25 protein-coding genes are annotated in these 26799 nt (G+C 66.9%); 13 read left to right on the top strand and 12 right to left on the bottom strand.

The annotated features are described in order from the left end of the window. Nucleotide 1: 1 nt before the first annotated feature. Both V3G39_07630 and V3G39_07635 read left to right on the top strand, forming a co-directional pair. Entirely contained in the window at nt 2-511 is a 510-nt protein-coding gene (locus V3G39_07630) for a nicotinamide-nucleotide amidohydrolase family protein (GenBank protein ID XAS77891.1), read from the top strand. A 156-nt stretch (nt 512-667) separates the two neighbouring features. After that, nucleotides 668-967 carry a helix-turn-helix transcriptional regulator gene (locus V3G39_07635; protein XAS77892.1) on the top strand — a complete coding sequence of 100 codons (300 nt, stop codon included), beginning with the start codon at nt 668-670 and terminating at the stop codon, nt 965-967. Nucleotides 968-1057: 90 nt separating this feature from the next. On the opposite strand, the gene V3G39_07640 is transcribed toward V3G39_07635, so the two are convergent. Next, nucleotides 1058-1897 (bottom strand): DNA-formamidopyrimidine glycosylase family protein, encoded by an 840-nt coding sequence (locus tag V3G39_07640; GenBank protein ID XAS77893.1) that lies wholly within the window; start codon nt 1895-1897, stop codon nt 1058-1060. A gap of 143 nt (nt 1898-2040) precedes the next feature. Between V3G39_07640 and V3G39_07645 the strand changes: the two genes are divergently transcribed. Beyond that, nucleotides 2041-2256, top strand: coding sequence for a DUF5302 domain-containing protein (locus V3G39_07645; GenBank protein ID XAS77894.1), 216 nt, complete (start codon nt 2041-2043; stop codon nt 2254-2256). Nucleotides 2257-2325: 69 nt separating this feature from the next. Here V3G39_07645 and V3G39_07650 read toward each other — a convergent pair whose 3' ends face one another. The 3 genes from V3G39_07650 to V3G39_07660 all read right to left on the bottom strand — a co-directional run bounded on the left by V3G39_07650 (nt 2326) and on the right by V3G39_07660 (nt 9068). Continuing rightward, the gene (locus V3G39_07650) at nt 2326-6999 is read right to left on the bottom strand and encodes an ATP-dependent helicase (protein XAS77895.1); all 4674 of its coding nucleotides are present in this window, start codon (nt 6997-6999) and stop codon (nt 2326-2328) included. 72 nt (nt 7000-7071) lie between these two features. Continuing rightward, on the bottom strand, nt 7072-8085 hold the full coding sequence (locus V3G39_07655; GenBank protein ID XAS78203.1) for an agmatine deiminase family protein: 1014 nt from the start codon (nt 8083-8085) through the stop codon (nt 7072-7074). Nucleotides 8086-8105: 20 nt separating this feature from the next. Then, nucleotides 8106-9068: a nitrilase-related carbon-nitrogen hydrolase gene (locus V3G39_07660; GenBank protein XAS77896.1), complete on the bottom strand. Its 963-nt coding sequence runs from the start codon at nt 9066-9068 to the stop codon at nt 8106-8108. Between the two features lie 73 nt (nt 9069-9141). On the opposite strand from V3G39_07660, the gene V3G39_07665 reads away from it, so the two are divergent. From V3G39_07665 to V3G39_07695, 7 genes are all read left to right on the top strand, one after another. Then, on the top strand, nt 9142-9363 hold the full coding sequence (locus V3G39_07665; GenBank protein XAS77897.1) for a DUF3046 domain-containing protein: 222 nt from the start codon (nt 9142-9144) through the stop codon (nt 9361-9363). Between the two features lie 216 nt (nt 9364-9579). Beyond that, the gene (gene recA, locus V3G39_07670; GenBank protein XAS77898.1) at nt 9580-10686 is read left to right on the top strand and encodes a recombinase RecA; all 1107 of its coding nucleotides are present in this window, start codon (nt 9580-9582) and stop codon (nt 10684-10686) included. A 2-nt stretch (nt 10687-10688) separates the two neighbouring features. Further along, nucleotides 10689-11219, top strand: coding sequence for a regulatory protein RecX (locus V3G39_07675; protein XAS77899.1), 531 nt, complete (start codon nt 10689-10691; stop codon nt 11217-11219). Nucleotides 11220-11283: 64 nt separating this feature from the next. After that, nucleotides 11284-12663, top strand: a complete 1380-nt coding sequence (locus V3G39_07680) for an FAD-linked oxidase C-terminal domain-containing protein (GenBank protein ID XAS77900.1) — start codon at nt 11284-11286, stop codon at nt 12661-12663. Nucleotides 12664-12753: 90 nt separating this feature from the next. Further along, entirely contained in the window at nt 12754-14274 is a 1521-nt protein-coding gene (gene miaB / locus V3G39_07685) for a tRNA (N6-isopentenyl adenosine(37)-C2)-methylthiotransferase MiaB (protein XAS77901.1), read from the top strand. Continuing rightward, nucleotides 14264-14857, top strand: a complete 594-nt coding sequence (locus tag V3G39_07690) for an NUDIX domain-containing protein (GenBank protein XAS77902.1) — start codon at nt 14264-14266, stop codon at nt 14855-14857. The genes miaB and V3G39_07690 overlap by 11 nt, the downstream gene beginning before the upstream one ends. An 85-nt stretch (nt 14858-14942) precedes the next feature. Further along, nucleotides 14943-16148 carry an MFS transporter gene (locus tag V3G39_07695; GenBank protein XAS77903.1) on the top strand — a complete coding sequence of 402 codons (1206 nt, stop codon included), beginning with the start codon at nt 14943-14945 and terminating at the stop codon, nt 16146-16148. 44 nt (nt 16149-16192) lie between these two features. Here V3G39_07695 and V3G39_07700 read toward each other — a convergent pair whose 3' ends face one another. The 6 genes from V3G39_07700 to V3G39_07725 all read right to left on the bottom strand — a co-directional run bounded on the left by V3G39_07700 (nt 16193) and on the right by V3G39_07725 (nt 21626). Then, complete coding sequence (locus V3G39_07700; GenBank protein ID XAS77904.1) at nt 16193-16519, bottom strand: DUF1348 family protein; 327 nt, start codon at nt 16517-16519, stop codon at nt 16193-16195. Nucleotides 16520-16548: 29 nt separating this feature from the next. Next, nucleotides 16549-16866: a hypothetical protein gene (locus tag V3G39_07705; GenBank protein XAS77905.1), complete on the bottom strand. Its 318-nt coding sequence runs from the start codon at nt 16864-16866 to the stop codon at nt 16549-16551. Nucleotides 16867-17033: 167 nt separating this feature from the next. Further along, nucleotides 17034-18356: a cyclopropane-fatty-acyl-phospholipid synthase family protein gene (locus V3G39_07710; protein XAS77906.1), complete on the bottom strand. Its 1323-nt coding sequence runs from the start codon at nt 18354-18356 to the stop codon at nt 17034-17036. Beyond that, on the bottom strand, nt 18353-19621 hold the full coding sequence (locus tag V3G39_07715; protein ID XAS77907.1) for a cyclopropane-fatty-acyl-phospholipid synthase family protein: 1269 nt from the start codon (nt 19619-19621) through the stop codon (nt 18353-18355). Before V3G39_07715 ends, V3G39_07710 begins: the two co-directional genes overlap by 4 nt. Next, nucleotides 19618-20373 (bottom strand): DUF1365 domain-containing protein, encoded by a 756-nt coding sequence (locus V3G39_07720; GenBank protein ID XAS77908.1) that lies wholly within the window; start codon nt 20371-20373, stop codon nt 19618-19620. Before V3G39_07720 ends, V3G39_07715 begins: the two co-directional genes overlap by 4 nt. Beyond that, nucleotides 20364-21626 carry an FAD-dependent oxidoreductase gene (locus V3G39_07725; GenBank protein ID XAS77909.1) on the bottom strand — a complete coding sequence of 421 codons (1263 nt, stop codon included), beginning with the start codon at nt 21624-21626 and terminating at the stop codon, nt 20364-20366. Before V3G39_07725 ends, V3G39_07720 begins: the two co-directional genes overlap by 10 nt. Nucleotides 21627-21746: 120 nt before the next feature. Here V3G39_07725 and miaA point away from each other — a divergent pair, with 120 nt between their 5' ends. Then, entirely contained in the window at nt 21747-22670 is a 924-nt protein-coding gene (gene miaA / locus V3G39_07730) for a tRNA (adenosine(37)-N6)-dimethylallyltransferase MiaA (protein ID XAS77910.1), read from the top strand. Between the two features lie 11 nt (nt 22671-22681). Further along, a complete protein-coding gene (dapF, locus tag V3G39_07735) occupies nt 22682-23542 on the top strand; it encodes a diaminopimelate epimerase (protein ID XAS77911.1) in 861 nt (286 codons plus the stop codon). Here the strand turns inward: dapF and V3G39_07740 are convergent. Both V3G39_07740 and V3G39_07745 read right to left on the bottom strand, forming a co-directional pair. After that, nucleotides 23526-24140 (bottom strand): methyltransferase, encoded by a 615-nt coding sequence (locus V3G39_07740; protein XAS77912.1) that lies wholly within the window; start codon nt 24138-24140, stop codon nt 23526-23528. The genes dapF and V3G39_07740 overlap by 17 nt on opposite strands. A 193-nt stretch (nt 24141-24333) precedes the next feature. Continuing rightward, nucleotides 24334-25035 carry a DUF559 domain-containing protein gene (locus tag V3G39_07745; protein ID XAS77913.1) on the bottom strand — a complete coding sequence of 234 codons (702 nt, stop codon included), beginning with the start codon at nt 25033-25035 and terminating at the stop codon, nt 24334-24336. A gap of 262 nt (nt 25036-25297) precedes the next feature. Here V3G39_07745 and hflX point away from each other — a divergent pair, with 262 nt between their 5' ends. After that, on the top strand, nt 25298-26770 hold the full coding sequence (gene hflX, locus V3G39_07750) for a GTPase HflX (GenBank protein ID XAS77914.1): 1473 nt from the start codon (nt 25298-25300) through the stop codon (nt 26768-26770). Nucleotides 26771-26799: the final 29 nt, after the last annotated feature.

The raw sequence follows: 26799 nt of genomic DNA on the forward strand, positions 1-26799 counted from the left end.
GATGAGGTCGACGCCGATGTTCGAGCCGGCAGAGCTGATCGACGCGTTGCGACTGCGCTCAGCGACGGTTGCCGTAGCCGAGTCGCTGACCGGCGGGCTCGTGGTGTCAGCGCTGGTGGGGGTGCCCGGCGCGAGCGAGGTGGTGCGAGGGGGAGTCGTCGCCTATGCGACCGATCTGAAGTCCAGCGTGCTCGGCGTCGACGCCGACCTGTTGGCCCGCGGTGGCGCGGTACAGGCCCAGGTGGCGATGCAGATGGCGGCCGGCGTGCGCCGGGTGCTTGCAGCGACCTGGGGTCTGGCCACCACAGGTGTTGCGGGTCCGGCGCCGCAGGACGGGCAGCCCGTCGGTCGCGCGTTCATCGCGGTGTGCAGTCCGGGCTGGTCGCAAGTGCAACAGCTGGACCTGTTCGGCGACCGCGCCGCGGTGCGCGAACGGTGTACGAGCGCAGTGCTCGAGCTGCTGGCCACCGCGTTGGAAGAAACCGGTGCGAGGACTAATTCGCCCGGCTGAATTGTTGCGCGGTCATGGTGTCTGTGGGCAAAGTCTGTGTGCACGGTCAGGGCTGCGTGAGGCATTGGTTAGGCTGAAGCCAGCACGACATAGTCACGGCTCGACATTTCGATATCTGTTGCACGACATCTCGATGCGGACACCTGGGAGGCGCTCATGATCTTGCTACGACGCGAACTCGGTGATGTCCTGCGCGACGAGCGTCAGGAGCAGGGCCGGACGCTGCGTGAGGTCTCGGCAGCCGCTCGGGTATCGCTCGGCTACCTCAGTGAGATCGAGCGCGGCGAGAAGGAAGCCAGCTCGGAGTTGCTTTCCTCGGTGTGCTCGGCGCTCGGCATCCCGCTCTCGATCGCCCTTTCTCAGGTGTCCGAGCGGGTCGCTGCAGCCGAAGCCGTGTCTGCGCCGGTGCCGCTGCCGATGCACAAGCCTGCGACCCCGGTCGTCTCTGCAGCCTGACCGCAACCTGACCGCCTCGTCGCGGAAGTTGTGTGAACGGGCGCGCTCCATGAGGCGCACCCGTTCACACAACTTCTCGAGAACGCAGCCTCAACGGCCCAGCGGTCGCTGCTTTTTCCCGTCGTCGGTAGGCCCCAGGCCGCCCTGACAGGTGGGGCAGTAGAACATGGTGCGGTCCTGCGGTGGCTGTCCGATCATGGCCACCCGGATCTGGCGGCCGCACCGTTCGCACGGCAGGCCGCTGCGTCCGTGCACGTAGTTGTCGTCCTGCAGCCCGGTGCGTTGGGTGAGCGACCGGTTCGGGTGATGTGCTGAATGTTCGAGTTGCCGGTGGGCGACGTCGACCAGTTCGCGTAGTTGCGCGTGCTCCAGTTCTCCCACGGGCTGCCACGGCGGCATCCGCTGGGCGAAGAGGGCCTCCGCCGCGAAGAAGGTGCCGATCCCGGCGAGATTGCGTTGGTCCAGCAGCGCCGCACCGATCGGCACCTGCGGCGCGCGGGCGAGGTGGCTCACTGCCTGGTCCGGATCCCAGTCCGGGCCCAGGATGTCCGGGCCAAGATGTCCCACGAGCCGGTGTTCGCCCGACGTGGGGATCAGATCGAGCATTCCGAGCCGCCACCCCACCGCAGCCCAGGTGTCGGTGGCGAGCAGGGCCCGGATGTCGCCAGCCCGGGCAAAGCGCGGGGTGACCGAAGAGGTGGGACGCACCCGCCACGATCCCTCCATCCGCAGGTGGGAGTGGATGGTCAGTCCCGAATCAAGTCGGTGCAGCAGGTGTTTTCCACGACTGTGCACGCCGGTCGTGACCATGCCGTGCAGCGGGCGGTCCCCGATGTTGGGCCACCTCAGCTCCGCGCCTGCGAGTGGTTCACCCCGCAGCGCCGCATCGAGCCGTTGGGCGGCCTTCCACACCACATCTCCCTCCGGCATACGTTCGAACGTAGTTGCCGACGGTGCCGGCCGGCTGCGGGGGTCGAAATAGGATGGTCCTGCTCAGCGCAGGTATGTGAAGCTGAGTGCCGCGCCGCGCATCGTTGCGGCATGTTCGGGCACCGATGCAGCAGGAGGACACGATGACGCAGGAATCGCAGTCGAAAGAGCCGAACGCGAAGGACCCGCAGAACGGACCGGATGAGGAGATGCGGCGCAAGTTCCGTGAGGCGCTGGACAAGAAGCACGCGCACGGTGGGCCCAATGCCCCCGATCGCAGTGGTCGCTCCAAAGCAGCGGGAAAACACGATGCGGAAACTGGGGGAACCCAGCAGATGTTCCGCCGTAAGTCGGGCTGACCCAGCGCGTTGGAATGTCGAACAGCTGAGGCATTGATCGACGAGGGCGTTGATCAACTGCCGCGTTGGTCAACGTCGTAGTCGCAGGCCGCGGGGTGTCGTATGGAACCCCGCGGTCTGTAGTGCAGCGGTCAGCGGTGAGTCGGCACCGAGTACGGCGTCGCCGTCCGCAGTGTGCACGGTAATTCCACTCAGTGCGCCTTCGCGGACGGCGAGTACGAGCGCGTCCGCCGCGGCTTGGAGTTCGGATTCTTCGGTGGACCAGCTCAGCAGCGACTTGCCGCCGCGCTCTATGTAGAGGGCCAACGACCCGTCCACCAGCACCACGAGAGCACCGGCTTTGCGGCCCGGTTTGTGTCCGCCACCGGATTCGGGCCAGGGCAGTGCCGCGCCGTACGGGTTGGCAGGGTCGGCAGCGGCCAGGACGACCGCGCGCGCTGCCTCGCTCGGCGCCGGCGGATCCCACGGGTTGCGGTGCGAGGTGATCGGTTTGGTTCCCGCGCGGAGCCGATCGATCGCGCCGGAGGTGGCGAACTGGGCCGCGCCCAGACCTTCCACGAAGTATCCACGTCGCACCCGTCCGGTCTCCTCAGCCGAAGCCAGCACCTTGTAGATGACCGAGAACCCACCCGGCACCCCTTCGGCAGCCACCGATCCACGGGTCACCACGCCATAGCGGTCCAGCAGCACCTCGGTGGTCGCGAGCGCGCGCAAGGTCGCGTCGGTGTCTGCAGCGGGCAGCGCGGACCACCGCCCCGCGCCGGTTGGCGGACCACCGCGGACCGGCATTGCCGGGCGGGCAGCGCCCATCGCGCGCAGACCGGAGCCGGGTCGGGCATACCGCGTGCGCCGTGGGCCGGACGTACGGGCCTTGTGGGCCGTCTTGCCGCCGGCCAACAGGGCGCGTACCGGAGTCAGAGTGTCGCCGGTCATTCGTCCGGCCCACACCAGATCCCACAGAGCGGTGATGAACTCGGTGTCGTTCGTCGAGCCCACCGCGTCCGAGAGTGACCGGAAGAAGTAGGCGCCGCCCGCGCCGAGCGCTTCGATCAGAGCGAGGTGGGTCGGTGCCAGCTCGAGCGTCGTATCGGCCGGTGCCAGCGTGAGGTGGGCTGTCTCCGCCAGATGCAGGGACACCCATCCGTCGTCGCCGGGTAGTGCTGCGTGCCCCTGCCAGAGCACCTCACCACCACTGGTCAACTCGTCCAGCAGCGCCGGGGTGTAACCGACGACCCGAGCCGGCAGCACCAGGGTCTCCAGCGCGCTGGCGGGCACCCGGGCCCCGGCAAGCTGTTCCACTGCGCGCAGCAGGCCATCGACACCCCGGGCGCGCCCCTGGATGCCTTGCCAGGAGGGCATGAACCGCGCGAATTCCACTGCCGGCACCGGTTCGACCTCTGCCCGTAGCGATGCCAGCGAGCGCCGCTTGAGGATCCGCAGCACTTCGCGGTCGCAGAACTCCAGCGCGCCCTCGCCGGACTGCACGCCGGGCCTGAACTCGCCCTCCACCAACCTGCCGACACCCACGAGGCGCCGCAGGCCGTCGTTGACCACTGCGCGACCGAGACCGAACGACTCGGCGGCTTCCATGACGGTGAACGGGATATGCGTGCGGGCGTAGCGCGACAGCAGCTCCCCGAGCGGGTCGTTGACCGGTTCGAGGAAGACACCGGGCACGCCGGGTGGCAGGGCAACGCCGAGTGCGTCGCGCAGGCGGGATGCGTCTTCGATGGCGGCGTACCGCACAATTCCACCCCAGGAGGGCTCGATGACCCGCCGGGTCTGGATGAGCTCGGTCAGCCACCCCTGGACCTCGCCGATGGTGCTCTCGCTGCGGGCGGTGACCTCGGTGACGGTGAGTGGGCCGAGCACCCGCAGCAGGTCGGCGACATCCTCCATGTTTCGTGCGCGACGGTTCTGCGCCAGGCGTTGCAGCTCTTGCCCGGTGTCGGTGACGACCTGCGGGTCCAGCAGATCGCGCAGCGAGGCACCCTCGGCGGTTCCCAGCAGATCCGACAGCAACGACGGGTCGAGCGAGAGCGCGGCGGCACGACGTTCGGCGAGTGGGGAGTCGCCTTCGTAGAGGAACTGTGCGACGTACCCGAAGAGCAGACTCGCCGCGAACGGTGAGGGTCGCGGTGTGTCGACCTGCACCATGCGCACCTTGCGTGCCCCGATATCGCGCATCAGCTGAGTCAGGCCCGGCACGTCGAAGACATCCTGTACGCACTCGCGCACCGCCTCCAGCACGATCGGGAACGACGGATAGCGGCTGGCGACCTCCAGCAGTTGCGACGCTCGTTGGCGTTGCTGCCACAGCGCCTGCCGCTTACCCGGCTGCCGTCGGGGCAGCAGCAGGGCACGTGCCGCGCACTCGCGGAAGCGCGCTGCGAACAGTGCCGATCCGCCGATCTGCTCGGTGACCAGCTGATGTACGTCATCGGGGTCGAGGGCGATGATCTCCATCAACGCACTGCCCAACGACTGCTCGCCCTCGTCGAGATCCAGGTCGAGCAGCCGCAGCACGATGCCGTCGTCGCCGTGCATGGCCTGCACCTCCAGGCCGAACCGCTCCCGCATCCGAGCCGCGATCGCGAGTGCCCAGGGTGCGTGTACCCCGGCGCCGAAGGGTGAGTGGATCACGATCCGCCAGTCGCCCAGTTCGTCCCGGAACCGCTCGACGACGATCTGGCGGTCGTGGGACAGGTGGCCGGTGGCTTCCTGCTGATCGCGCAGGTAGGCGATCAGGTTGTCCGCGGCCCACTGGTCCAGGCCCGCGGCGCGCACCCGTTCATGTGCCTTGTCGTCGGGCAGGGCACCGACCTCGCGGACGAAGGCACCTACCGCGGCGCCCAGCTCGACCGGCCGTCCCAGCGAGTCGCCCTTCCAGAACGGCAACTTTCCCGGTTGGCCGGGGGCAGGCGTCACCAGCACCTGGTCGTGGGTGATGTCCTCGATCCGCCAGGTGCTGGTGCCGAGGGTGAACAGGTCACCGACCCGCGACTCGTAGACCATCTCCTCGTCCAGCTCACCCACGCGACGCCCGGGCCCGGTGCCGCCGGCCAGGAACACGCCGTACAGCCCGCGGTCGGGGATCGTGCCGCCGCTGGTGACCGCGAGTCGTTGCGCGCCGGGACGACCGGTCAGGGTCGCGCCGACCCGGTCCCAGACGATGCGCGGTCGTAGCTCGGCGAACTCTTCGCTGGGATACCGACCCGAGAGCATGTCGAGCACCGACTCCAGCACCGTGCGCGCCAGCGTGCCGAACGGTGCTGCTCGTTGCACCAGTGCGTAGAGCTCCTCGACGTTCCACTCATCCATCGCGCACATCGCGACGATGTGCTGAGCCAGCACGTCGATGGGGTTGGACGGCACCTTCAGGGCCTCGATGCCGCCGCTGCGCATCCGCTCGACGACGACAGCGGTCTGCACGAGATCGCCGCGAAATTTGGGGAAGACCACGCCGTGACTGACGGCACCGACCTGGTGCCCAGCACGCCCGACCCGCTGCAACCCGCTCGCGACACTGGGTGGGGACTCCACCTGGATCACGAGGTCGACCGCCCCCATGTCGATGCCGAGCTCCAGGGAACTGGTGGCGACCACAGCCGGCAGTGCGCCGGTCTTGAGTGCGTCCTCGATCTCGCCGCGCTGCTCCTTGCTCACCGACCCGTGGTGGGCGCGGGCGAGTACGGCGGGCGCACCGCGGGCGCTGCCTGCCTGCGCCATCATCTGGGCCGGTGGGCGCGACGCCTGATCGTCGGCAGTATCGGCCGATTCGGCGGTGCGTTCCTGCCAGATCTCGTTGAGGCGGGTTGTCAGTCGCTCGGCGAGCCGCCGAGAGTTGGCGAAGACCAGTGTGGACCGGTGGGTGGTGATCAGGTCGACGATGCGTTCTTCCACATGTGGCCAGATCGAGCTGCGCTCGCGGGGGCCGGCTGCGGCACCGCTCAGATCCTGGGTGACCTGGCCCAGTTCAGCCAGATCGGGTACGGGGACGACGACGTCGAGGTCCCACTTCTTGGTCGACGGTGGTTGGACACAGGTCACCGGCCGGCCGCCGGCGAGGAACCGGGCGACCTCCTCGACAGGTCGAACCGTGGCGGAGAGTCCCACCCGTTGCGCGGGGGTGTCGAGCAACGCATCCAGCCGCTCCAGGGACACGGCCAGGTGCGCACCACGTTTGGAGCCGGCAAGCGCATGCACCTCGTCCAGGATCACGGTCTCGATACCGGTGAGGGTCTCGCGAGCAGCCGAGGTCAGCAGCAGGAACAGCGACTCCGGGGTGGTGATGAGCACGTCGCTGGGGGTGCGGGTGAAGGCACGGCGTTCCTGCGCAGGGGTGTCGCCCGAGCGTACGGCGACCGTCACCTCGGGCGGCTGTTCGCCGAGGCGTATTGCGGCGTGTTTGAGGCCGACCAGCGGCGCGCGTAGGTTGCGTTCGACATCGACGGCCAGTGCCTTCATCGGAGAGATGTAGAGCACCCGGCAGCGTTTCTGCGGATCCTCCGGCACGGCCTGCGTGGCGATCCGGTCCAGCGCCCACAGAAAAGCGGACAGCGTCTTACCGGAGCCGGTGGGCGCGACCACGAGCGTGTGGGCCCCGCTGGAGATCGCGTCCCACGCACCGACCTGCGCGGTCGTGGGCTCGCTGAACGTGCCCGTGAACCACGCCCGGGTGATCGGGGAGAACCGGTCCAGGACATCGGCTGTGCTCTTGGCTGTGCTCTTGCTGGTGCTCATCGCGTGCTCAAGACTGCCATCCGCCACCGACAGCCGTTCAGGCGACGACCAGGGGATGGAGGTGCAGGGGGGTCACCCGAGGCTGGGCTGCTGCTGGGTGATGCAGTGGACGCCGCCGCCACGGGCGTACAGCTCACGGGCATCCACGCCGACAACCTCACGGCCGGGGTAGACCTGTCGCAGCACGTCCAGGGCGCGGTCGTCATGGGCGTCGTCGAAGGTGCACGCGATGACGCCGCCGTTGACGACCAGGTGGTTGACGTAGCTGTAGTCGACCGGGCCCTCCTCGTCGGTCAGGGTCGCCGGCGCAGGGATCGGCACGATCCGGACCGTGCGTCCCGCCGAGTCGACCGCGCCGCGCAGGCTCTCGATGAGCTGCTCGCTGACGGCGTAGTCGGGGTGGGAGTTGTCCTCCTGATGGTGCACGAGCACGACGCCGGGCGAGGGGAAGGTCGCGACGATGTCGACGTGCCCGCGGGTGCCGAAGTCGTCATAGTCGCGGGTCAGCCCGCGGGGCAGCCAGATGAACGTGTCGACACCGATACACCGGGTGAATTCGGCCTCGATCGACTCCTTGGTCGCGTCCGGGTTGCGGCCGGGGTCCAACTGCACGGTCTCGGTCAGCAGGACCGTGCCCTCGCCGTCGATGTGAAATCCGCCGCCTTCGTTGACCAGCGGGGAGGAGATGACGTCTGCGCCGGCGAGTCCCGCCACGAAGCGCCCGATCTTCTCGTCGTGCTCCCAGCTCGCCCAGGACTGCGCGCCCCACCCGTTGAAGATCCAGTCCACGGCGCCGAGCCGGGTTCCATCCGCAGATCGGACGAACGAGGGGCCCATGTCGCGCATCCAGGCGTCGTTCAAGGGCGCCTCGTGCAGTTCGACCGCCGGATCGAGCAGGTCGCGGGCGATCTGCACGTCGGCCGGTGCCACCACCATCGACACCGGCTCGAACGCCACGGTCGCGTTGGCCACCGCAGCCCAGGTGCGCCGGGCGGCACCGGCCTCCTCGGCCGTGTCGCCGAGGGTGTATCCCTGGGTCGGGAACGCCATCCAGGTGCGCTCGTGAGGTGCCCACTCCGGCGGCATCACCCATCCGCCAGCGGTATTCACTGCTGCACCGTCCGCGCGTGCTCGGACGTCACCGGCGCCGCCAGTGCGGCGTAGGTGTCCGGTCTGCGGGTCGCGAGGAAGGGGAACAGATCCAGCCAGTCCCTGCACTGCCCCAGATCGAGATCGGCGACCAGCACCGCCTCCTCGTCGCGGGGAGCCTGGACGAGCACCCGGCCGTACGGGTCGGCGATGAACGAACTGCCGTAGAAGGTGATCAGGCCCTCGTTGCCGCAGCGGTTGGGCGCAATCACAAAGAGTGCGTTGGCGATGGCATGCGCGACGATCGTGTGCTGCCACAGCGGCTGGGTGTCGAAGTCCGGGTGGTCCGGCTCGGAGCCGATAGCTGTCGGGTAGACCAGCAGCTGGGCGCCCGCGAGCGCGTAGGACCGCGCGACCTCCGGGAACCACTCGTCCCAGCAGGTCGGCAAGCCGATTTTGATATCGGGGTCCTGCACGACGGCGACCGGGTAGGCGTCCTGCGGCGGACCGGGGCGGAAGTATTTGTCCTCGTAGTAGCCGGCGGTGACCGGGATGTGGGTCTTGCGGGTGCGCTGCACCAGTTCGCCGTCGGGCGCCACCAGGATCGCGGTGTTGAACCCGCGGCCGTCCTCGGCGTCGGCACGCTCGTAGAGAGATGAGTGCACGTAGACGCCGAACTCGCGCGCTGCCCGCTGCACCAGCTGCATGGTCGGGCCGCTCACCAGGTCTTCGGCCGTGTCGCTCGGGGTGCCGGTGGGCAAGGTGTCGGCGGGGTAGCGCGAGAGGGTGATCTCGGGCAGGAACACGAATTTCGCACCTGTCTCGGCCGCCTGCCCGATGGCCGCGTGCAGGGTCTGCGCGAGCCGTACCGGGTCGCAATCCCACGCATGCTGGACCAGTCCGACGCGGACAGGCGGTGACTGTGGTTCCTGGACGCGGGCAGGGGAATCGGGGACATCGGGAGCGATGATGAGGCGCATCACTGCAGTATGGCGTGCGTCACCCGCCGCACGCACCGGATCAGCGACCGTGACTCACTGACACACTGAGCGGGTGCGAGTGAGCGAATTCTGGCGACTGATGGATGAGGAGTTCGGCTCCGGATACGCCCGGGTGCTGGCGAGATCCCACTCGATCTACGCGCTCGCCGATCGCACCGCCGATCAGGCGATCGATGAGGGCGAAAACCTGCGCGACGTGTGGCAGGCACTCTGCAAGGACATGGATGTGCCGCCGGACCGCTGGCTGGGTCGGGATCTGCCGGCTCCCCGCTGACTGTGGCGCGTGTCGCTTCGTACGCGTGTTCGGGGTGTGGTCTAGAGTTTCCACAGGTGCCCCACCGGGGAGTCGCTCATCCACACGTGCTGGATCAAGTGCGGCGGCTGTCGGTGGCGGCGCTTAGCGTCTGACCAGATCCAACGTCATCGCACGAGGCGTTGAGGAGAAGGTCGCCTGTAGGCGCGATCCACCGCGAGCAGAGAGAAGCACCCGATGAGCCCAGTAGCAGCCGGTCCCAAGCCCGGAGACAAAGCAAAGGCCCTCGAAGCCGTCATGGCCCAGATCGAGAAGGCGCACGGCAAGGGTTCCGTGATGCGCCTGGGCGAGGACGTCCGTCCCCCGATCGACGTCATCCCGACCGGTTCGATCGCGCTCGACCTGGCCCTCGGTATCGGCGGGCTCCCGCGCGGTCGGGTCGTGGAGATCTACGGCCCGGAGAGCAGTGGTAAGACCACGGTTGCGCTGCACGCGGTCGCCAGCGCCCAGCGGGCGGGCGGTATCGCTGCGTTCATCGACGCCGAACACGCGCTCGATCCCGAATACGCCAAGAAGCTCGGAGTCGACATCGACTCGCTGCTGGTCAGTCAGCCCGACACGGGCGAGCAGGCGCTGGAAATTGCGGACATGTTGATCCGCTCCGGATCGATCGCCATCATCGTGATCGACTCCGTCGCTGCCCTGGTGCCGCGTGCGGAGATCGAGGGCGAGATGGGTGACAGCCACGTCGGCCTCCAGGCCCGACTGATGTCCCAGGCGCTGCGCAAGATCACCGGCGCTCTCAGTAACACCGGCACGACCGCGATCTTCATCAACCAGCTGCGCGAGAAGATCGGCGTGATGTTCGGCTCGCCGGAGACCACTACCGGTGGCAAGGCGCTGAAGTTCTACGCGTCCGTGCGGCTGGACGTGCGCCGCATCGAGACGCTGAAGGACGGCACCGACCCCGTCGGTAACCGCACCCGCGTCAAGGTGGTCAAGAACAAGGTGGCTCCGCCCTTCAAGCAGGCCGAGTTCGACATCCTGTACGGACACGGCATCTCCCGTGAAGGTGGCCTGATCGACATGGGCGTGGAGCAGGGCTTCGTCCGCAAATCCGGAGCCTGGTACACCTACGAAGGCGACCAGCTCGGACAGGGCAAGGAGAATGTCCGCAAGTTCTTGCTGGACAACCCCGACCTGAGTGACGAGATCGAGAAGAAGATCAAAGAGAAGCTCGGTATCGGCCCGCAGGTCGACAAGCCTGCCGAGGTTGTGGTGTCGGCAGGGGCAGTCGCACCGGCCAAGGCTGCGGCGCCGGCCGAGGTGCCGGTCGACTTCTAAAGATGACGTCGCGGGGAATGTCCTCGCCCCGTCCGGCAGGCGACGGCGCGTCGGATCCGCATGACGTCGCGCGGGCCATTGTGTTGCAACAGCTCACGATGGCCCCGCGAAGCCGTCGCCACCTGGAAGACAAGCTCGTCGCCAAAGGGTGCGACGAGCAGGTGTCGAAGGTGGTCCTGGATCGGATGCAGGACGTCGGGTTGGTCGACGACGCGGCGTATGCGGGGATGCTGGTGCGCTCCCAACAGGTGGGCCGCGGGCTGGCCCGTCGGGCGTTGGCGCAGGAGCTTCGCCGTAAGGGCGTGGACGACGACGTGGCCCAGGAGGCACTTGAGCAGATCGATGACGAGAGCGAGCGGGCCCGCGCTCACGCGCTGGTGGCCAAGAAGATGCGATCGATGCACGGTCTCGATGCCCTGGTTCAAACTCGTCGCCTCGCAGGCATGTTGGCGCGCAAGGGTTATTCGTCGTCGATGTCGTGGTCGGTGATCCGGGAAGCCGTTGCCGATGCTCCCGAGCACCAGCGCGACTGACCTGGGCCGACTGACCTGGGCCGACTGACCCGGGCGGGCCGCTCAGCAGCGTAACGTCGGGCAGATGACTGACGTTGCCGAGGCGCTGCACGCACTGCGCGGAATGCTCGACCCCAGGGTCGTGCTCAGCGATCTGGATCTGATGGCGAGCTACGTGCATGACGAGGCGGAGTGGGCACCGTACGAGATGCCCATGGCGGTGGTCCGGGTGCGCAGCGCCGCCGACGTGCAGATAGTCGTCCGGTGGGCGCTCGAGCACCGCATCCCCGTGGTCGCGCGAGGTGCGGGCACCGGCCTGTCCGGCGGCGCGAACTCGCTGGCCGGATGCGTGGTGATCTCCTTGGATCAGCTGAACGCAGTACGGGAGGTCAACCCGCTGGAGCGACTTGCGGTCGCGGAGCCGGGAGTGATCAACGACGACCTGCGCAAGGCCGTTGCGGAGCACGGACTCTGGTATCCCCCCGACCCGGCCAGCTCACCGTGGTCGACGATCGGCGGAAACGTCGCGACCAACGCCGGCGGTATGTGCTGCGTCAAGTACGGGGTTACCCGCGACTACGTGCGTGAACTGCAGGTGGTCACCGGCACGGGCGACATCGTCCGGTTGGGACGCCGGACCGCCAAGGGGGTGTCCGGGCTGGACCTGATGAGCTTGTTCGTCGGATCCGAGGGCACCCTCGGCATCATCACCGAGATCACCGTCCGTCTGCTACCGCTGCCAGATCCCGGGCACACCGTGATCGGTTATTTCGACGACCTGGTCGCGGCGGGCGAAGCTGTGCGGGCTGTCGCCTTGTGTGGGCTGACGCCTGCAGCCTTGGAACTGGTCGATCGAACGACCCTTGAGGCAGTCGACGAATACGCGCATCTGGGCATCGGTGCGGAGGCGAACGTCGTCCTCATCGGCCGGATCGATGACGGCGGCGAGGCGGGCTCGGCCGGTGCGCTCGCGATGCGTGAGGTGTTCGCTGCGGCGGGCGCCACCTTTACCGCGGAAGCCGCCGACGCAGAGGAGGCGGAGGCGATGATGGCGGCGCGGCGGCTGGCCTACCCGGCGCTGGAACGGCTGGGGGAGGTGCTCACCGAGGACGTGTGCGTGCCGAAGGCAGCCGTACCGCAGATGCTGCAGGACGTTGCTGACATCGGCATCAGGCATGACATCAGGATCGCCAACATCGCGCACGCCGGTGACGGAAATCTGCACCCGCTGATGCTGATCGAGCGCGGCGATGTCGCTGCGAAGGAGCGCGCGCAGCTGGCGTTCACTGCCATCATCGACGCCGCATTGGCAGCAGGTGGCACGGTGACCGGTGAGCACGGGGTCGGTCTGCTGAAACGACCCGGGATGGAGCGCGAACTCGGCCCGCAGGTGCTGGCCATGCAGCGCGCCGTCAAGGCAGCCCTGGACCCGCACGGCATTCTCAATCCCGGCAAGGCCGTCTGATCTGCGCTGCGGCCGGCTGCCCTCGTCGACCACGGCCTGGCAGGAGGCCGACAGGAGGCCCGCGCAACACGCCGTATCCTGGACCGCGTTATGCGCACGTATGAGGTCCGCACCCACGGGTGCCAGATGAACGTCCACGACTCCGAGCGGATCAGCGGTCTGCTGGAGCATGCAGGGTATGTCGACCGGATGACCCTCGCCTCGGCCGAACAGCCGGAGGCGGCCGATGTGGTGGTCTACAACACCTGCGCGGTGCGCGAGAACGCCTCCGACAAGCTGTACGGCAACCTGGGAGCGCTCAAAGCGGTCAAAGACGTGCACCCCGGAATGCAGATCGCGGTCGGCGGCTGCCTGGCGCAGAAGGACCAGGGCACGATCGTCGAGCGCGCACCCTGGGTCGACGTGGTCTTCGGCACCCACAACGTCGGATCGCTGCCCGTCCTGTTGGAGCGGGCCCGCCACAACGCCGAGGCGCAGGTGGAGATCCTCGAGTCGTTGGAGACCTTCCCCTCCACGTTGCCGACCCGACGCGATTCGGCCTACAGCGGCTGGGTATCGATTTCGGTGGGCTGCAACAACACTTGCACCTTCTGCATAGTGCCTGCTCTGCGCGGTAAGGAGAAGGACCGTCGGCCGGGGGATGTCCTGGCCGAGGTGCAGGCGCTGGTCGACCAGGGAGTCGTGGAGATCACGCTGCTGGGTCAGAACGTGAACACCTACGGCGTGGAGTTCGGCGACCGCCTCGCGTTCGGCAAGTTGCTGCGGGCCTGCGGGCAGATCACGGGCTTGGAGCGCGTGCGATTCACCTCGCCGCATCCGGCGGCCTTCACCGACGATGTCATTGACGCGATGGCGGAAACTGCCAACGTCATGCCGTCCCTGCACATGCCGTTGCAGTCCGGTTCGGACAAGGTACTCAAAGACATGCGCCGGTCCTATCGATCGGCCAAGTTCCTCGGCATCATCGACCGGGTCCGCGCATCGATGCCCGAGGCGGCCATCACCACCGACATCATCGTCGGCTTCCCTGGTGAGACGGAGCAGGATTTCGAGCAGACCCTGCGGGTCGTTCGAGAGGCACGGTTCTCCTCCGCGTTCACCTTCCAGTACTCGATCCGACCGGGCACACCGGCGGCAGAGCTGCCCGATCAGCTTCCGAAAGCAGTGGTTCAGGAGCGGTTCATGCGGCTGGTCGCGCTCCAGGAGGAAGTGTCCTGGGCAGAGAACAAGCGGATGATCGGCCGCGAGGTGGAGGTCCTGGTTTCACCGAGCGAAGGTCGTAAAGACGCTGCGAGCGGGCGAATGTCCGGTCGCGCACAGGACAACCGGTTGGTGCATTTTGCGGTGCCGGAGGGCGCGGAGCGGGCCCGACCAGGTGACATGGTCACCGTTGGTGTCACCTACGCAGCCCCCCACCACCTGGTGGCCGACTCCGGTGTCGAGGGCGGCGCCTACTCCGTGCGCCGCACCGCCGGCGGCGATGCGTGGGCAGCACTGCAGGACGGCGCGACGCCGGGCGCGATCAACAAGCCGGCCGTCGCTCTCGGAATGCCGAGTATCGGTGCGCCGGTATTGCGCGAGGTCGCGGCTGGTCCTGCCTGTGCCGGCTGACCCATCCGGCCAGGAGCCGACCCGCACCCTGCGGGCGGTTCCGCCGCAGCAGCGACCGCTACGGACGCGACGCACCGCGCGGGTTCTGCTGATCGACCGAGCAGAGCGGGTGCTGCTCTTCTCCGACCGGGACCCGGGGGTCAGCGGTGTCACCTGGTGGATCACCCCCGGTGGCGGAATCGAGGCCGGCGAGTCCGATGTCGTAGCGGCCATCCGTGAGGTGCACGAGGAGACCGGTTTGCTGCTGGACGCGACCGCTCTGATCGGGCCGCTCGCGGCGCGGCGGGTGCGGCACGGTTACTCCGACGTGGTCATCAACCAGCACGACACCTTTTTTGCGGCGTACGTCGATGCGTTCGAGGTCGACACCTCCGGGCACACGCAGGAGGAGAAGATCACCATGACCGCGAGCCGGTGGTGGTCCCGCGACGAGTTGGCAACGACGACCGCGACGATCTGGCCTGCCCAGTTGGGTCAGCTGCGGGACGCCGCGGGCGAGTTCGAGGACAGCGCTCGGACGATGGCTCAGCTGCCCGATGCCGACGAATCCACAGTCTCACCCGACCTCGGTTGGGCCCGCTGACGACCACCCTCCGCGTTTTGGACATGCCGGGCGGGGCATATATGCCCCGCCCGGCATGTCCAAATGCAGGACGAGGCTGAGCGGGATGGTTGCAGGCACAGCGCCGACACCAGCCGGTTACCGTCGTAGGGAGCCCGGCTACCGGCGGATCACGCTGGCCCTCTTCGCGGCCGGTATGACGACCTTCGTTGCGATGTACGCCGCGCAGGCCGTCCTGCCTGCGCTGTCCGAAGATTTTGGCGTGTCGCCTGCCGGGTCGGCGCTCGCCGTGTCGGCGACGACCGGTGCGCTGGCATTGGCGGTCATCCCGGCGAGTGCTCTTTCCGAGAAGTTCGGCCGGGTCAGGGTGATGACGGCGTCGGCCCTACTCAGCTTGATCGTCGGGTTGGTGCTGCCCTGGGTGGGCTCTTTCGGGGTACTCATCGCGTTGCGGGCGGTGCAGGGCGTCGCGCTCGCGGGGGTGCCTGCTACCGCGATGGCCTACCTCGCGGAGGAAGTACACGCAGGTGATCTCGGTGCAGCAATGGGTCGATACATTGCCGGCACGACCATCGGTGGCCTGGCGGGGCGCATCATCGCTGCGTTGACACTTGATCTGTCCACGTGGCAGTGGGCGCTGGAGGCAGCCGCGCTGGTGAGCGTGGTGTTCACGCTGATCTTCATTCGCTCTGCGCCGCCGTCGGTGTATTTTCGCCCGCAACCGGTCGGCCTACGGACGACGACCCGCGCGGTGCTGGGACACCTGCGGAACCCTCGCCTGGTGGCTCTTTTCGCGACCGCGTTCCTGCTGATGGGCGGCTTCGTCTCGCTCTACAACCTGCTCGGCTACCGGCTGCTGGCCGGCCCGTTCAATTTGTCGCAGACGGTGGTCGGTCTGGTCTTTCTGATGTATCTGTCCGGGACCGTCTCCGCAGCCGCAGCCGGACGGTTGTCGGACCGTTTCGGTCGTGCCTCTGTCCTGATATGCGCTGAGCTCGTAGCCCTGATAGGGCTGCTGCTGACCTGGACGACGAGGTTGCCGGTCGTTCTGGCGGGGGTGCTGTTCTTCACCGCGGGCTTCTTCGCGGCACATGCCGTCGCGAGCGGGTGGGTCAGCCGTATCGCGAATGAGCACCGCGCAGAGGCCAGCTCGCTCTATCTGCTGGCGTACTACGCGGGCAGCTCGGTGTTGGGCGCAGTCGCCGGTTTCGCCTACTCCGGGGCAGGCTGGCACGGCGTCATCGCCTACATCGGTGCGGCGTTCGGCGTAGCAGTCCTCATCGTGGTCGCCCTCAGCCGCGCGACACCCTGATATCTCGCGATTTGGACTTGCTGAACGGGGCACATGTGCCCCGTTCAGCAAGTCCAAAAGGTGGGAGGTGCGGGGGTTAATGCAGCGCGACTTTCGTACTGGTAGCGCGCCGCGATTCTGTTGCCGGAGAAGGACCACAGCTGTTTGCGCAGCGCATAGTCCAACTCGCGTGACCACTTGTCCCGAAGCAGCTCGATGATCTGCTGATGCCCGGTGACGAAAGTCCCGCGATTTCGCCACACCGAGTCCTGGGAGTAGCCCATCGCGACCTTCCCCGGGTCGCAGGTGTTCCAGGCGTCCTCAGCGCCTTGCACCTTGTGCAGTGCGCTGTCCTCATCGAAAGGAGGAAGAGGGGGTCGCGGTTGCGTCATGACGGTCTTTTCGCTATCGGGGACGACGATCAGTTCGAAGCTTTGACGCCGTGACGTGCGAGCACCCTGATGACCTCGCCGGGGTTGTCCGGAGTGACGACGGGCTTGATGTGCCGACCGAGGTTGATAGCCAGGGCTGTCTTCTTCCTGGGACGTCCCACGTCGAGGTTGTGCCAGTCGACGAAGTTACCGGTGCCCCACACGCGGCCCCGACTTGCCGGGCGCGATTCGATCGAGTGGATCTTGGAGTAGGGAATGGTCTTGCTGCTCGCCAGCGGGAAGTAGTACCTGCGGATCACCAACGCGTCCTCGGTGCAGACCACGAGTCCGTCATCATATTCACTCACAATGCAACGATAGGCACATTCGCTATCCCCGGCAATCAGCTCCGCACCCGCCCTTCGTTGCGCGGCAGTAGATCGGAACAGACACGTGATCTGGGATCCGCGCGGGTTTTTCGACGCGGATCCCAGATGTAGAGAGGTGATCGGCCGGACCGATCAGACCGAACTGTTCAGACCCGAGGGTCACTCCAGCTCGCCGGACGCACCGCGGGCAATGCGCTCATACCGTCCCGTCGGCGAACGGCGGTGATCTGGTCCACACCCATCCGGCCGTCCTGGAACGCGAGCAGTCCGCCTGCGAGGTAGAGCTCCCACACCCGCACGACCTCTTCGCCGACCAGCTTGGTCAACTGGTCCTTGGAGGCTTCGAAACGGCGTTGCCACGCGCGCACCGTCCACACGTAGTGCTCACGCATGGCGTGTACATCGCGCACCTCCAGGCCGGCCCGCTCCAGGAAGGCAACGGTTTGACCGACCGGCCGCATGGTCATGTCCGGGGCGATATAGGCCTCGATGAACGGGCCGCCACCGGGGTGACCGTCGTGCCGGGACATTTGTTGGATGACGATCTGGGCCTCATCCGAGGCGCAACGGGCCAGCGTGTCGGCATAGGTCGCATAGTTGCGCTCGCCCACGTGCTCGCCCATCTCCAGCGACGCGACAGCCTCGAACGGCGGGTCGTCGATCTCGCGATAGTCCTGCAACCGGATCTCGACCTTGTCGCCCAGCCCGCGTTCGGCGATCCGGGCGTCGATGAAGGCCTTCTGCTCTTTGGAGATCGTCACGCCCGTGACCTGGGCGCCGAAGGCCGATGCGGCGTGCAGCGAGAGCGAACCCCAACCACAGCCGATATCCAGGAACCGCATTCCGGGGCGCTTGTCCAGGCCGGCCTTGCGGCACACCAGATCCAGCTTGTCGCGTTGTGCATCCTCCAGTGAATACGCCTCGGACTCCTCGCCGTCGAGGTCCGCACCCGTGACGTACGCGCTGGAGTAGGCCATGTGGTCATCCAGGATCAACGAGTAGAACTCGTTCGACAGGTCGTAGTGGTTGTGGATGACGTCCCGGTCGCGGCCTACCGAGTGCAACCGACCCCGTACCGCGATCTGTGTTGCCGGCGCCCGTAGCGGAGTGCCGAGGACGCCGAGTTCGCGTGCGAGCTTGGTGGCTTCCACGAATGTGCGTGCGGGCGGGCGACCACCCGTGACACCGCGCGCCTTGAGCGTCGCGCGTACCGCTGACAAACCCTGCACGAGGTCGCCTTCGACCTCCAGCTCTCCGGTGACGTAGGCCTGCGCGGCGCCCAGTTCACCCGGATGCCAGAGCAACCGGCGAATTGCCTGCGGGCTGTTCAGCGTCACGTGCGGAGCATCTGTGGGTCCGGCGCTACTGCCGTCCCATACTGTCAGATGCACCGGTAGCGCACCGCCGGCCAGCGGAGAGATCAGTGCTTCCAGGCGTGCGGCGATGCCCGTGTTCGACGAGGTGGTCATCGGGTCTTCCCCTTGGCGAAGGTCAGCTGGTGCACGTCCAGGTAGTCGGCCCGGAACCCGCCCTCGCTGTAGCGCAGGTAGAAACGCCACATCCGCTGGAACGTCTCATCGAATCCGAGCTCTTCGAGACGATCGCCCGCCGCATCGAATGCTTCGGCCCAGACGCGCAGGGTCTCCGCGTAGCTGGCACCCATCGCGAGGTCGTCGCCCAATGTCAGGCCCCGCCCTGCTGCACTGTCCCGCAGTATCTGGACCGACGCGAGCGCGCCACCGGGGAAGATGTACTTGTGGATCCAGGTATAGGTGTTCTTGGTCTCCAGCACGCGGTGGTGCGGCATCGTGATGGCCTGAATCACGGCGATACCTCCCGGCTTGAGCAGGCTGGCGATCTTCTCGAAGTAGGTGTCGAGGTACTCCAGGCCGACGGCCTCGATCATCTCCACTGACAGGACGGCGTCGTATTGCCCCGTGGTGTCTCGGTAGTCACGCAGCGCGATGTCGACCAGATCGCCGACTCCGGCATCATCGATCTTGCGCTGCGCCCAGGCGAGTTGTTCACGCGACAGAGTGACTGAATCGACGTGCGCGCCACGTTGCGCAGCGCGTAACGCCAGCTCGCCCCATCCGGTGCCGATCTCCAGCACGCGGGCCCCCGGCACGACGCCGGCCCGGTCGAGCATCCGGTCGATCTTGCGGTGCTGGGCACGCTCCAGGCCGGCCGCGTCGACCGGGCCGTCGAGCAGCGCCGACGAGTAGGACATCGACGGGTCCAGGAAGGTTGCGAACATCTCGTTCGAGAGGTCGTAGTGCCGTTCGACGTTGCTGCGGGAATTCTTGGTCGACGGCTTGTCCGACATCGGCTTACGAGCCAGGTAGGCGGACCGCATCGTCTTCAGCGACGCCGGCACGAGGGTGTCCACGCCGCCCGCGAATGCCGCGATCAGACCGGCGAGGTCGTCGCAGTCCCATTCGCGCGCCAGGTAGGACTCGCCGAACCCGATCAGGCCACCAGTGCCCATCCGACGCATCAGTGCGGGCGGATTGTGCACGATCATCGTCGGGGCGTCACGGTGATCGGCGCTGCCGCCCAGCGTCACGCCATCCGGCATCACGACACGGATCGGAAGGCCCGCGACGGCGCGGCGGAACAGTCCGCGCATCACGCGTTGAGCAGCGGTTGCCTTGAGGCTGCGTGGAATTCGTACCACGTCGGGCCACCGGATGGGATCGATTCCCTGGGCTGTCGGATCGAACAAGGCGGTCATACTGCCTCCTGGGGCGAGTGGTGTGGTCGAGGTTGGATGGGCAGTCGCCGGGTCCACAACCGCACTCCGTGCAGGTGGATCAGGGCGGTCACGACATAGGACGCGAGGGGGGTTGCCAACACAGCTTTCGCGGTATCACGACGGCCTTCTACGCGGCGTCCGCGCCAACCGGTCGCATACGGTCGCTGATCTGGGCGCCGCAAGGTGATGGCGATATCGAAATCGGTGTCCGGCTCGGGCAGCGACATCGTGTATTCGCCGCTCACGTCGTTGAACGGCGAGACATAGAAGTCCTTGTGCACGTTCGCGCGCCCTCGTGCGTCGGGTCGGATCAGATAGGCGTGCCGCTCGCCGTAGGTGTTGTGCACCTCAGCGATGACACATGCCAGTGCGCCGTCAGCGTCGTGGCACCAGTAGATGCTGACCGGGTTGAACACGTAGCCGAGGGAGCGAGCGGAGGTGAGCACGCGCACCGTTCCCTGCGCGATGTCGATTCCGTGTGTTGCGGCAAAAGCTGTCGCATTGTCACGCCACACCCCAGCCGGGTCGCCCAGGTGGTCGGCAGCCGAGAAGCGCACAAAAGCGCTTTGCCACCAGGGTAATTCGCGGGGACGGTCGGCTGCGCCGAGTTTGTCAAGATCCACCAGCCAGCTGATCCCGGGATAGGCAAATCCATGACTGAGCGGCGACGTGCGCTGATGCCTGACCCGAGTCAGGTAGGGGGTTGCTGTGGGGTGCGGCGTCAGTCCCATGACCCGCCCAGGCTTTCCGCCGCGCGTAATCCGGATAACGCGCCGTCTTCGTGGAAACCCCATGCGTGGTATGCGCCAGCGAAGGCAATCCGGTCATCGGACAGCGACGGGAGGCGTCGTTGTGCCTGGACCGATTCCAGGGTGTACAGCGGATGTTCGTAGGTCATCTGGGCGATCACCGTGCTCTGGTCGACCGTGTGCTGGCCGTTGAGCGTGACCAGCATGCGGGTGTTCGACGGGCTGGGCAGCCGCATCAGTCGGGTCATGTCGTACGTCACCACGACTTCCTCCTTGTCCTGGGGAGCCAGGTAGTTCCATGACGCCCACGCGCGCGGGTTGGACGGCAGGACGGAGATGTCGGTGTGCAGTTGGGCGACATTGACCGAGTAGGTGATCGCGCCGAGAGTGGCGCGCTGGGCCTCGGACGCATCGGGCGACATCGCCAACGCCTGACGCGGGTGCGTCGCGATGACCACGCCGTCGTAGTCCTGCGTCGTCCCTGCTGAGTCGGTGACCTGCACACGGTCACCCATTTTGCGCACGCTGGTGACCGCAGTGGCGAGCCGGGTGGCATGCAGACCGGCCACGACACGATCGACGTAGACCCGGGACCCGCCCGTTACCGTGCGCCAGACCGGAGAACCGTTCACGGTCAGCATCCCGTGGTGGTCCAGGAAGCTGAGCAGAGACCTCGCCGGGTAGTCCAGCGCAGCATCCGGGGCGCATGACCACACGGCAGCTATCACCGGGCGGATGAAGTTGTCGGTGAAATCCTGGCTGTAGGAGGTCTGCGACAACCACGCGCCCATCGTCAGTTCCTCGTGCGCAGGTCCATCCAGGAACACCCTCGCGCGGCGGTGAAAGCGTTTGATGTCCAACAGCATTCGCAAAAACCCGGGGCGTACGACGGTGCGTGGATCAGCAAGGATCCCGCCTGCACCTTTACCGCCCGCGTATTGGAATCCGGTCTGCGGGACAAAAATCGACATGCTCATGTCCGATGCCTGCGTCGGCACGTCCAGCTCGCGGAAGAGTCGTTGAAGTGTCGGGTAGGTCCGGTCGTTGTGCACGATGAAGCCGGTATCGACGGCGATCGTGGTGCCGTCCGGCATGGGCACGTCGTGGGTGTGAGCGTGGCCACCGGGCCGGTCGTCGGCTTCGTAGAGCGTGACGTCCCCGGTGCGGCTCAGGATGTGCGCGGCCACCAGACCCGATACACCGCTGCCGACGACGGCAAAGCTGCGCGTGGACATCTGGGCTCCCTGAAAGGTCTGGTTGTTGGACTGATGATGATTCGTCGCCGGACCGCCCGCGGATGGGTCCTGCAGCGACGAATGTCGCCGGCGGCGGTGCCGCATCGGATAATTCCCTATATGAGTGTGCGCGTCGAACCCGCGGTGATTGCGGTCGTCGGATCGACGGCAACCGGCAAGTCAGATCTTGCGCTGCATCTGGCGCGCGAGCTGGGCGGTGAGATCGTGAATGCCGACGCGTCTCAGATCTACCGCGGGATGAATATAGGCACGGCCAAACTTCCGTTCCAGCAGCGGCAGGGGATCGAGCACCACCTTCTGGATTTTCTCGACGTGAGCGATGAAGCCACTGTCGCGGCCTACCAGGAGCGTGCGACGCGCACGATCGACGAACTGCTGGCAGCGGGCACACCGGTCGTCCTCGTCGGCGGTTCGGGCCTGTATGTACGGGCAGCGCTGGACGTGCTGGACATTCCACCCACCGATCCGCAGGTCCGCTTGGCCTGGGAGGGACGGCTGGCGATCGAAGGGGTAGATGCGTTGCATCGGCGGCTTGCCACCGTCGATCCCCGCGCGGCCGAGGCGATCGGGGCGTTCAACGGACGGCGGATCGTGCGGGCGCTGGAGGTGATCCAGATCACCGGGCGGCCCTTCAGCGCGAGTATGCCGACCCGCACCTACCGGCATCCCACCCTGCAGATCGGACTCCGCGCCGAACGCGAGGTGCTGCAGCCACGGGTCGTGACGCGCGCCCACGCCATGTGGGCGGGCGGCTTCCTGGACGAGGTACGCACGCTGGATGGGCTCGGGCTACGGCAGGGTCGGACCGCGAGCCGCGCCATCGGATACGCCCAGGCGTTGCGGCAACTGGACGGCGACCTGTCGCAGGAGGAGGCGATCACCGAGACGGTGCTGCTCACGATGCGCTTCGCCCGACGACAACGTGCGTGGTTCCGACCCGATCAGCGCATCCAGTGGCTCGATCACGACGACCCGCAGCTCGCGGAACGCGCGTCGCACCTCGTGCACGCCGTTCATCCCTGACAATGGCTGGCATGTCGAGCGTCGAATTCGTCAAGGGTCACGGCACGATGAACGATTTCGTGTTGGTGGCCGACCACGACGGGGCGTTGCAGCTCCGTGCTGAGCACATCGGTTTCCTCGCCGACCGGCACGCAGGAATCGGTGCGGACGGCGTGATCCGGGTATGCCGGGCCGGCGCTGTGGCTGACGCGCCCGCCGGCATGGCACCAGATCTGTGGTTCATGGACTACTACAACGCGGACGGGTCGGCGGCTGCAATGTGCGGCAACGGCACCCGCGTCTTCGCTCAGTATCTGCTCGAGCACTCCCTGGTCTCCGGTTCGTCGTTCGAGATCGGCACCCGTTCCGGGGTCAAGCGCGTCGAGGTGGTGCCGGGCGGATACCGCACCGATCTGGGCCAGTGGGCGTTGTCCCGCCCCGATATCGCAGCCGAGCGCGGCATGGACTCGGTCGTACAGGTCGTCGGCGCCGAGGACCCACTACCCGCGCTCAGCCTCGACCTGGGCAACCCGCACACCGTCGTCGCGCTACCGCCGTCGATCGAGCTGGGCTCGCTGGACCTGCAGCATGCCCCGCATATCGACCCGCACCCACAAGAAGGCAGCAACGTGGAGTTCGTCCGCGTCATCGAGCCGGGTCACATCAGCATGCGGGTGCACGAGAGGGGCGTCGGCGAAACGCTCAGCTGCGGCACCGGGGCTGCCGCTGCGGTCCTCGCGACCTGGTTCTGGAGCGGCCAACCCGCCCAGGATCTGGAATGGATCGTCGACGTGCCGGGCGGCCGGCTGGGCGTCATCATCGCGGGCGACCGGGTGTCACTGTCGGGGCCGGCGACGCTGGTGGCGCAGGGTCGCGTCAATCTGCCCGACTGACACGCAGCAACCGATAGCCCTTCTCACTCGCGTGCCGGGTGGTGACCAGGTCCCCGAACTCCTCGCCCAACCAACGTTGCAGCGAGTCGGATCCGAGGTTTCGCTGGACGACGAGGTAGGCCGCGCCGGTGTCGGTCAGCTTCGGCAACCAGCCGGCCAGCAGCTCATGCAGTGCCTTCTTGCCGATCCGGATCGGCGGGTTGGACCAGATCAGGTCGAAGCGGATGTCCTCCGGAACGCTGTCGGGCAGCCCCGCTCGTACCTCGACTCCGACCGCTTCGGCGTTACGCCGGGTGAGGTCGAGCGCACGCTCGTTGACGTCGACGGCGTGCACCGTCGCGGCGGGCGAACGTAGCGCCATCGTCAGAGCCAGCGGTCCCCAACCACAGCCGAGGTCCAGGAAGGTGCCGGTGGTAGCCGGCGCGGGCACCTGACGCAGTAGCACTCCCGTGCCCTGGTCGATGCGGTCACCGGAGAAGACACCGCCGGCGACCTGAACGGGATAGGTGGTGCCCGCGAGCGGAATATTGATCGTGCGTCGTTCGGTGTCGCCGGCGGGTCGGGCGGTGAAGTAGTGCTGTTGCTCAGAATCCGTCACGAGCGAACGCTACCGACTCCGCTCGCGCCCCACCCGTCCGGCGCCCCGCCCCACTCTTCCTTTTCGCGTTGTGGTCGCTGGCGACGCAAACGTAGGCAGGATCGAGGTTTTCGCTCCTGTCGTGGTCGCTGGCGACCCAAACGTGGAGAGGGGCCGATGTCGCTAGCTTCGAAATAGCGCCGCCACTGTGGTTTCAGGCGAGATGGCTTGCCCCAGCGGCTTGCACCGCGCCGGTGATTCGTCGCAGAACGTGCTCCGGGTGCTGAAGAAGGTCCGCGCCGGTGATCACCATGAAGCGCCACCCCGCCGATTCGAGTTCCTCCCGCCGGGTTATGTCGTTTCGCCACTGGCTTTCGCGGTCGATGTGATCGCGCCCGTCGTACTCGATCGCCAACATCAGGTGTGGATAGCTGAGGTCGAAACGTCGCGCGGTCCTGCCCTGTCCGTCCAGGATGCAGTAGTTGATCACCGGCTCGGGCAGCCCGGCGAACATTATCAGCAGACGCAGCCGTGTCTCGTATGCCGAGTCCACCTCAACGCGAACCAGACGCGCGGCCTTTCGGGCGCGCACAGCACCTCGCACGCTGCTGGAGTCAGTCATCGAGATCAGCTGCTCCGGCGTTGTGCGTCCATGCCGGATGAGCGAATCACCCAGTACGACCAGGTCCACCAGATCCAGACACCCCGCAAGATCCACGAATGTCTGCTCGGCCGTGGTCGTGGGCACCCCACGACAGGTGGTCACTATCGGCGCTGCGGGGTAGCGGTGAGTTCGAATGCCATGGGTACGTGAGCGTTTGTCAAGCACCGTTGCCAGATGTACCTCATCGGTGTCAGGCACGATGCCGCCGAGCAGGCGTGCCGCAGTGTGGTGGCTGGCGGCGCTGGCGTGCATTCGCGCGAGACAGGGAATTTGACGAGTCCATCCATCGAACATGCCGTACATGGACGACGCGTCGGCGACTTATCCACAGGCCGTGACTTGCGGCGGAAACGCCGTTTAGGTCGCCAGCGACCGAGACGACCCGAAAGAGACCCATCCACGCGGCGTTTACGTCGCCGGCGACCAGAACGCGGGAGGGGGAGATGAGCGGTGGGGGAAGTGACGGCATAAAGCATTCGCGGATACCGTTCTCATCTGTAAGCCTAAGGAGAACATGCCAGCACACGACGAATTCTTCGAAACCCGAGCCAGCGCGTTGTCAGCGCGGGAACCCGACCTGTACGACGCCGACGGCTTCGTCCTCGACAAAGGCGACGAGAGCAGGGACGGCGACCAGTCCGAGCGTGAGGACCGCGCTGCGCTACGGCGTGTGCAAGGCCTGTCGACCGAGCTCGAGGATGTCACCGAGGTCGAGTACCGCCAGCTGCGACTGGAACGGGTGGTGCTCGCGGGTGTCTGGTCGGCGGGCACGTCGCAGGACGCCGAGAATTCGCTGCGCGAGCTGTCCGCGCTCGCCGAAACCGCCGGGTCCACCGTGCTTGCGGGAATGCTGCAGCGACGGAGCAAGCCGGATGCGAGCACCTGGATGGGCGCGGGTAAAGCGCGCGAACTACGCGATGTCGTGGTGGCTGAAGGCGCTGACACCGTGATCGCCGACGGTGAGCTCGCCCCGGGGCAGCGCCGCGGCCTGGAAGACGTGGTCAAGGTCAAGGTCATCGACCGGACGGCCCTGATCCTTGACATCTTCGCCCAGCACGCCAAGTCCAAAGAGGGCAAAGCGCAGGTCGAACTAGCGCAGCTGCAGTACCTGCTTCCGCGGCTCCGCGGTTGGGGTGAGTCGATGTCGCGCCAGGCCGGTGGCCAGGCGGCAGCCGGTCAGGGGATGGGTTCGCGCGGTCCCGGTGAGACCAAGATCGAGCTGGACCGTCGCCGCATCAACACCCGTATCGCCCGGCTGAAGCGTGAGCTCACCGGGATGAAGACAATGCGCGACACCAAGCGTCATTCGCGGCGCAGCAATCACGTGCCGTCGGTAGCGATCGCGGGCTACACCAACGCCGGCAAGTCCTCGATCCTCAACCGGCTCACCGGTGCCGGTGTGCTGGTGCAGAACCAACTGTTCGCGACCCTGGACCCGACCGTGCGGCGGGCCGAGACGGCCGACGGTCGCCACTACACGATGACCGACACCGTCGGGTTCGTCAGCAACCTGCCGCATCAGCTGATCGAGGCCTTCCGCTCGACGCTGGAGGAGGTCGCCGACTGTGACCTGCTGCTGCACGTCGTCGATGGGGCCCACCCCGATCCCGAAGGCCAGATCAGCGCGGTTCGCGCCGTGCTCGCCGACGTCGGGGCACACGATGTCCGCGAGGTCATTGTGATCAACAAAGCTGACGTCGCGGAACAGGACGTCCTGGATCGCATCCAACGCACCGAGAAGCACACCATCGTCGTATCTGCCCGCACCGGGGCAGGATTCGAGGAGTTGCGCGCACTTATCGACGAGGAGCTGCCGCGCCCGGAGATCATCGTGGACGTGGTGTTGCCCTACAACAGGGGTGACCTTTTGAGCCGGATGCACGACGAGGGCGAGGTGCTCACCACCGAGCATCTGGCCGATGGCACCCGGGTGCACGCCAAGGTCAATGCTGCGCTGGACGGTGAGCTCGCGGCGTACGCCCGTTGACCGTGCAGCTTGCTGAGGCATAGTCGCGT

The sequence above is a fragment of the Dermatophilaceae bacterium Sec6.4 genome, from assembly GCA_039636865.1.
Taxonomy (GTDB): Bacteria; Actinomycetota; Actinomycetes; order Actinomycetales; family Dermatophilaceae; genus Allobranchiibius.

Excerpts from the sequence above, each read along its gene's own strand:
- V3G39_07630 (XAS77891.1), top strand. The coding sequence starts at position 2 with ATGAGGTCGACGCCGATGTTCGAGCCGGCAGAGCTGATCGACGCGTTG.
- V3G39_07635 (XAS77892.1), top strand. The coding sequence starts at position 668 with ATGATCTTGCTACGACGCGAACTCGGTGATGTCCTGCGCGACGAGCGT.
- V3G39_07640 (XAS77893.1), bottom strand. The coding sequence starts at position 1,897 with ATGCCGGAGGGAGATGTGGTGTGGAAGGCCGCCCAACGGCTCGATGCG.
- V3G39_07645 (XAS77894.1), top strand. The coding sequence starts at position 2,041 with ATGACGCAGGAATCGCAGTCGAAAGAGCCGAACGCGAAGGACCCGCAG.
- V3G39_07650 (XAS77895.1), bottom strand. The coding sequence starts at position 6,999 with ATGAGCACCAGCAAGAGCACAGCCAAGAGCACAGCCGATGTCCTGGAC.
- V3G39_07655 (XAS78203.1), bottom strand. The coding sequence starts at position 8,085 with ATGCCGCCGGAGTGGGCACCTCACGAGCGCACCTGGATGGCGTTCCCG.
- V3G39_07660 (XAS77896.1), bottom strand. The coding sequence starts at position 9,068 with ATGCGCCTCATCATCGCTCCCGATGTCCCCGATTCCCCTGCCCGCGTC.
- recA (XAS77898.1), top strand. The coding sequence starts at position 9,580 with ATGAGCCCAGTAGCAGCCGGTCCCAAGCCCGGAGACAAAGCAAAGGCC.
- V3G39_07675 (XAS77899.1), top strand. The coding sequence starts at position 10,689 with ATGACGTCGCGGGGAATGTCCTCGCCCCGTCCGGCAGGCGACGGCGCG.
- V3G39_07680 (XAS77900.1), top strand. The coding sequence starts at position 11,284 with ATGACTGACGTTGCCGAGGCGCTGCACGCACTGCGCGGAATGCTCGAC.
- miaB (XAS77901.1), top strand. The coding sequence starts at position 12,754 with ATGCGCACGTATGAGGTCCGCACCCACGGGTGCCAGATGAACGTCCAC.
- V3G39_07695 (XAS77903.1), top strand. The coding sequence starts at position 14,943 with ATGGTTGCAGGCACAGCGCCGACACCAGCCGGTTACCGTCGTAGGGAG.
- V3G39_07700 (XAS77904.1), bottom strand. The coding sequence starts at position 16,519 with ATGACGCAACCGCGACCCCCTCTTCCTCCTTTCGATGAGGACAGCGCA.
- V3G39_07710 (XAS77906.1), bottom strand. The coding sequence starts at position 18,356 with ATGACCACCTCGTCGAACACGGGCATCGCCGCACGCCTGGAAGCACTG.
- V3G39_07715 (XAS77907.1), bottom strand. The coding sequence starts at position 19,621 with ATGACCGCCTTGTTCGATCCGACAGCCCAGGGAATCGATCCCATCCGG.
- V3G39_07720 (XAS77908.1), bottom strand. The coding sequence starts at position 20,373 with ATGGGACTGACGCCGCACCCCACAGCAACCCCCTACCTGACTCGGGTC.
- V3G39_07725 (XAS77909.1), bottom strand. The coding sequence starts at position 21,626 with ATGTCCACGCGCAGCTTTGCCGTCGTCGGCAGCGGTGTATCGGGTCTG.
- miaA (XAS77910.1), top strand. The coding sequence starts at position 21,747 with ATGAGTGTGCGCGTCGAACCCGCGGTGATTGCGGTCGTCGGATCGACG.
- dapF (XAS77911.1), top strand. The coding sequence starts at position 22,682 with ATGTCGAGCGTCGAATTCGTCAAGGGTCACGGCACGATGAACGATTTC.
- V3G39_07745 (XAS77913.1), bottom strand. The coding sequence starts at position 25,035 with ATGCACGCCAGCGCCGCCAGCCACCACACTGCGGCACGCCTGCTCGGC.
- hflX (XAS77914.1), top strand. The coding sequence starts at position 25,298 with ATGCCAGCACACGACGAATTCTTCGAAACCCGAGCCAGCGCGTTGTCA.